Annotated in this window: 6 protein-coding genes and 1 pseudogene; all 7 read right to left on the bottom strand. The window is 29.6% G+C overall.

Features of this window, described 5'->3' with window-relative positions:
* Window positions 1-335: 335 nt before the first annotated feature.
* Window positions 336-608, bottom strand: a complete 273-nt coding sequence (locus DES33_RS09445; RefSeq protein ID WP_004812197.1) for a type II toxin-antitoxin system RelB/DinJ family antitoxin — start codon at window positions 606-608, stop codon at window positions 336-338.
* An 84-nt stretch (window positions 609-692) separates the two neighbouring features.
* Window positions 693-911, bottom strand: a complete 219-nt coding sequence (locus DES33_RS09440; RefSeq protein ID WP_110058828.1) for a helix-turn-helix domain-containing protein — start codon at window positions 909-911, stop codon at window positions 693-695.
* A gap of 2 nt (window positions 912-913) precedes the next feature.
* A complete protein-coding gene (locus DES33_RS09435; RefSeq protein WP_110058827.1) occupies window positions 914-1,435 on the bottom strand; it encodes a DUF2975 domain-containing protein in 522 nt (173 codons plus the stop codon).
* A 22-nt stretch (window positions 1,436-1,457) separates the two neighbouring features.
* On the bottom strand, window positions 1,458-1,928 hold the full coding sequence (locus DES33_RS09430; RefSeq protein WP_110058826.1) for a hypothetical protein: 471 nt from the start codon (window positions 1,926-1,928) through the stop codon (window positions 1,458-1,460).
* A gap of 96 nt (window positions 1,929-2,024) precedes the next feature.
* Entirely contained in the window at window positions 2,025-2,189 is a 165-nt protein-coding gene (locus tag DES33_RS09670; RefSeq protein WP_170111635.1) for a hypothetical protein, read from the bottom strand.
* A gap of 356 nt (window positions 2,190-2,545) precedes the next feature.
* A complete protein-coding gene (locus DES33_RS09425) occupies window positions 2,546-3,202 on the bottom strand; it encodes a DNA-binding protein (protein ID WP_110058825.1) in 657 nt (218 codons plus the stop codon).
* Window positions 3,203-3,245: 43 nt separating this feature from the next.
* A pseudogene (locus tag DES33_RS09420) lies at window positions 3,246-3,441 on the bottom strand (helicase); the annotation flags it as partial.

Below are 3,441 nucleotides of genomic sequence, written 5' to 3'. Positions count from 1 at the left end.
TCAGGATTGCTATGGAATTCGTCGACAAATACGCTGTTTAGGGACTTTCACCCCAGTATTGGAACTTGCCCCATCATACAATACAGTAAGCAGACAAAAACCTGCCCCCTATAATCTTTTACCTTTCTATGCTTTTATCATTTTTCTTCTTTTCATCCACTTTCATATCTCCTTTAGTCTTAAATTTCTCTATTGTTGATATTTTTGCTTTAGTATGCTCTTTAGCTTTTAATAATTTGGCAGAGTATACTTATAGACTTGTGTATTCCTTATTATCTTTTCCTATGCTTTTTAGCTTGCTTTAGGTCTTTTTTAAATTTACTTGTAAACTTATCTTATACTTCAAGGGCTTTCCTCAAGTCATCCATATTGTCATAGGATTTCACATTCGTATCTTTAGCTATCATTCTTCCTTCTTCAATCGCTTTTATAGTTTCATCACTTGGAACATTAAGTTTTAAATCAAAGGGAATTCCACTTTCTCTAATACTCGCCCTTAAAAACATGTTAATTGCAGTAGTCATATTTAAGCCTAGACTGGAGTAGATTTTTTCTGCTGCTTCTTTAATTTCTTTATCTGTTCTTATATTCAAATTTGTTGTAGCCATTTCCTCATCTCCTTTGACCCTATTATATGACTAAATTCGTGCGTAGTCAATACATCGTCATTATATTGTATATCGAATACGTTATTATTCTTCGTTATAAACGTACTCCAATAAATCACCTGGTTGACAATCAAGCTCTTTACAAATGCTAGCTAAAGTATTAAATCTAATACCTTTGGCCTTTCCTGTCTTTAATATTGATAAATTTGCTTCGGTTATTCCTATCCTTTCTGCGAGCTCTTTTGATGTCATATTTTTCTTTTTTAATACTTGATCCAGATTTATAATTATTTGATCCTTCATTTTCAAATTATACTTTCCGAATCTTCTTTTAAGTATTTTCCCGAATTAAATATCATCATTGATGAAAATGCTATAACCATCAAAATTATATTCGTTAAATAATCCTTAATAGTTAAATTAAAAACACTGCTAATATTGTCCACTTTAAGGTAATTAAAAACTAGCTTAGAAATAATTTGACAAGTTGTCAAAATTAGAATAGCTATTAAAATGTTTTTCGAATATTTTGAATTTAAGTCTGAAAAATAATCTTTCTTCTCTAAATTCACTAAAATCTTCTCAAATTTATCCAATGAGAAACCAGCAACAATGAATATCATAAGGGCACTCAAGCATGAATAAATAATAAAAGGAAGTGAAACTTCTTGTAGATTAAATTGATAGGATTCAACTTCTTGTATTACATCATCTTTAAAAATTAGAGTTAATACACTTCCAAGCAAGGTAAAACCTGCTCCTAAATATGAAATATATCTTAAAACCTTAGATAATATAATCGCTATTTTAAAAATAAAACTCTTCATAACTTCTCCTCAACACTTTCGTTTATCTATTATCATCTACATCTTTCCATTCTTGTACTTTATCTTTCAGATCATTTAAATCTTCTTTAGAAAGTTCCAAGGTTAATGAAGATGGAATCATGGGCATTCCCTCCATTGTAATATATGGATAATTTTCATAAATATAAAAATCTATCTTTGTAACTTTTTTATCCTCTCTCTTGCTGGTTAATATGAAATGGTAAGACTCTATTGCATCATCTGGTATTTCTTTAAAATAATTGTCGAAGTTTTTATCATTAATATTTGCTATGCTCATTCCTGTTAAATTGCCAAAGTAGTCTAAAACTTCTTGTTCTTCTGTTTCAACAATTTTTTTATTGTTAGAATCAAATATTTCAATCTTTTCTTCTTTTTTACTACTTGTTTGTTCTGTTGTAGTATTTGGACTACAAGAAGTTAAAACTATAGAAAAAACAAGAAAAATAGCCATTATTAAAAATCTTTTTCTCATGATAATCCTCCCCATTGAATTATTGTAAAACGATAATTATCTTTGATTATTATTGTAAAACAATAATTATGGTTTGTCAATATCATTCGTAATGGCTTAAAACTTATCAAAGTCTTCTTGCGTAGCTACTTCTTTGTACTTATATTCATCGTTATTCTTTTCTGTAAACATATCATTTACAAGTCCAATTGTTAGTAGGGATAAATCAGAAACAGAAAGGCCAAGTTCCACTGCCCTTAGTAAAAACAAGGGTGTAATCATTGGTCTTTCTGTTGGTCTTACTTTTTTTAGGGACTTCTTCTGACTTTATGTTTAGCCCCCATAATTCAATTATTTGGGGCAGAATTTTAAGACTCATTTAGAACTTTGTTAGAATCCGATTTTTCCATCAAAGCATTAGTTCTAAAAGTTCTGGAATAAGAGCGATTTCTAAGTCTACGTCATATCCCATATTTTTCTCAGTTAAGGCTGTTTCAATTTTACTGAGTTCAATCGTACTTTTATAATCTGTTATCTTATTATCTATACATCAATACTACAATCTCCACATATAGCATCATTATACAATCTTTTTCAATATGACAAAAAAATAAAGGCAGTCCGAAGACTGCCGATATTTACCTCTCTTCACCTTTGCTATGCTCTTTCTTAGTTGACTTAGTTTTGTCATCTGTCTTAAAGCTTTTTATTTGACCTAATATGGACTTTTTATCCTTATCTTGACTCTTTACTTGTTCTTTTGCTTTTAAGAGCTTAGAAGACAAAATACGGATATTCTTATGTTCCTTTCCGTTGTTGTCAATGCTTGTTTTTACTTGACCAAATATTTTAACAAAATCTCCTTTTTTTAGATTCTCTAAATCTTTTGTCTTATCTCCATATGCTGAACAATTGGTATAAATTTTATTCCCATCGTCATCTTTTGAAACAAGAGAAAAATTACTTACTTTGAACTTTTCTCCATTAGCATTTTCTCTTTCAAGATTTTCTACTTTGCCAGCTATATTGCCCACGAGATTTATAAGATCATCCTTTTCTTCAACATCCCTGATATTTTCAACAATCTTACCTTGTTCTTTCATATCATCAATCATATAGTCAAAGTCATCATTTAATAGACCTGTTGTGTCATTGTTCATATATAAAACATAGACTTCTTCAAGTGCCTTTTCGTCAGTAACACCTTTTTCTATGCTTACAAGTGCTTTTATAAAATCCTTGTAATTATCATTCATCATTTCTTCTAAGTTTTCTCTAATATCTTTGTATTCCATAATTTCCTCCTTGTACTAAATAAGGAGAGCCTTTCGCTCTCCTCTATCTTTCTTGTCCTTTTTCACTTTTTTCTTGATTTTTATCTTTTTCTTCTTCTGATTTGAATTTTGATATTTGTCCCAATATTGATGGTTTCTCTTCCCTTGCGTGAAGATTATCCTCTACATCATAAGTTGATTCAAAGTAATCACTATCTTTAAAATCATTGTCATACCTATCTGGTATTCCGTCATTATCA

Source organism: Finegoldia magna (assembly GCF_003182075.1).
In the GTDB taxonomy this organism is placed as follows: Bacteria; Bacillota; Clostridia; order Tissierellales; family Peptoniphilaceae; genus Finegoldia; species Finegoldia magna.
Note: the sequence above shows the minus strand (reverse complement) of the source record. Positions and strands in the feature narration are given on the sequence as shown.

Excerpts from the sequence above, each read along its gene's own strand:
- DES33_RS09445 (WP_004812197.1), bottom strand. The coding sequence starts at position 608 with ATGGCTACAACAAATTTGAATATAAGAACAGATAAAGAAATTAAAGAA.
- DES33_RS09440 (WP_110058828.1), bottom strand. The coding sequence starts at position 911 with ATGAAGGATCAAATAATTATAAATCTGGATCAAGTATTAAAAAAGAAA.
- DES33_RS09435 (WP_110058827.1), bottom strand. The coding sequence starts at position 1,435 with ATGAAGAGTTTTATTTTTAAAATAGCGATTATATTATCTAAGGTTTTA.
- DES33_RS09430 (WP_110058826.1), bottom strand. The coding sequence starts at position 1,928 with ATGAGAAAAAGATTTTTAATAATGGCTATTTTTCTTGTTTTTTCTATA.
- DES33_RS09670 (WP_170111635.1), bottom strand. The coding sequence starts at position 2,189 with ATGATTACACCCTTGTTTTTACTAAGGGCAGTGGAACTTGGCCTTTCT.
- DES33_RS09425 (WP_110058825.1), bottom strand. The coding sequence starts at position 3,202 with ATGGAATACAAAGATATTAGAGAAAACTTAGAAGAAATGATGAATGAT.